The following is a 1,720-nucleotide window of genomic DNA, read 5'->3' as shown; positions in this document are numbered from 1 at the left end:
AAGTCGGCCAGGTCCGAGTACGCGATGTTGTCGAAGTAGGGGGGGTCGGTCATCACCAGGTCAACCGACCCATCAGCCACGTGGGACAGGCTAGCGGCGCTGCAGACACGCACGTCCACCCGGCCTCGTGGACTGCCCTTGGACGGAACAAACCCTCCGGAACGAGCGTACTCGCGTTCCTCCCGCACCCACGAAGCGGCGCGGGAAACCTGTCTAACCGCGTTGGGAAAGCTGCCACGCCCGGTCCCCTCCACCCACGGATTCAGCTCGACTGGCCGCGGTACATGCCTGAAGGCCCTCAACGCGAACAGCGGGGAGAGCCGTCTGTAGCCGACGGCGTAGCTAGCCAGCGTGCAGTTGGCCTTGAGGTGGTCGCTGAAGGCGATCGACAACGCCTCCCGCACCGGCCCCTCCAGCTGCAGGATTGCGCGGGAGAGCAGCAACAGGTGGAGCTGTTGGCGGGCATTGAAGAAGTCGGTGTAACGGCGGTAGCCATACCGCAGGGGGCGGTCGTCGGAGCGCCCCTCGGCGGGAATGAGCCGCCCTGGCAGGCCCGGGCCACCGTCGGCCAGCAGGGCTGCGACGTGAGCCTCGGCCTGTGCGTAGGCAGCCAAGTCGCTCTCGTCCGCTTTCGAAAAGACGCGGTCGCGCATGGGCACCGGGCGCGACGAGCGCTCCACGGGGATGGTTTCCACGGCGAAGAGCCGGAAGTTCGGCGCCTTGCCCGTCCGGCTGCCGACATCGATCAGGCGCTCCTTGTGGCCGCAGTGCGGACAGGCCGCCTTGCCGTAGTCCACGCGGCCCTCGGTGAGGTTCGTTCGGTCGCCGCAGGCCTTGCACGTGAAGGACTTCCAAGCCTTGGGCACGACCTGAACGTCGCCGCAGGAGCCGCAGAAGACGTGCTTGTGGGAGGCGTCCGCCTCATCGGCGAGGATGAAGTTGGGGTGCGCGTCGAAGTCCCGCCCGCAGGCGGCGCAGGGTACCACTTGGACCCAGAAGTGATGGAGGACTTCCCGGCCGTCGGGGCGGCGGTGATACGGGGAGACGACGGATGCCACCTCTCGTCGAAACTCGGCCAGGGTGCCGTCCAGGTCGGGAAGTGCGGCGAGACGCGACTGGAATGATGTGATCGCCACCGCGACAGGATCCACGTCCACCCCGAGACAGGCCATGCCGAGGCGCTGAGCCTCAATCACTGAGGTGCCGCCCCCTACGAATGGGTCGAGCATCGTGCGCCCGGTCAGGTCGACACCCTGCTCGAACGCCTCCCAGAAGTCGGTTCCGTCCGGCACGGACGCACCAATCAGGAGTGCTCGAAACGCCGTCCCGAGGCGGCGGGCGAACCACTTGTGAGTGCCGTAGACCGCCTTGGGACGTCGGCCTTCGCGGACGGCGAGCCCGGCTAGGTCGCGGACGGGCAGAGAGCCCGCCTCCAGAATCGTTACGGCTGAACGATTGGGCACCTGTGGTACCGATGTCCGCCCCTCCGCCGTCCTGTTCGCCCGCCGTCCCAACACTCAGCCTCCTATGCACGGTGCAACCATACGGGGAGGTTCCGCACACGCAAACGGCTAAGTTATTGACTCGGGCCGGCTTTCTTTGCGAGTCGCTGGCGCCTCAACGTGCTGTGGTCCTGCTGCCTCTGTTCCAGAAGGTGCCGCCCACACCCGCTACCGCCAAAACTCGCCAGCCGCATCCACCCGGCGCCACCCCGACCGGC

General features: G+C 67.2%; 1 protein-coding gene. It reads right to left on the bottom strand.

Going from position 1 to position 1,720, the window contains the following annotated elements:
- Window positions 1–1,463: hypothetical protein (locus ACTUAL_RS25730; RefSeq protein WP_440902057.1), on the bottom strand; the 1,463-nt coding region annotated here is incomplete at its 3' end.
- Window positions 1,464–1,720: the final 257 nt, after the last annotated feature.

Source organism: Actinosynnema sp. (assembly GCF_052038725.1).
This window is presented reverse-complemented; position numbering and strand designations above follow the sequence as displayed.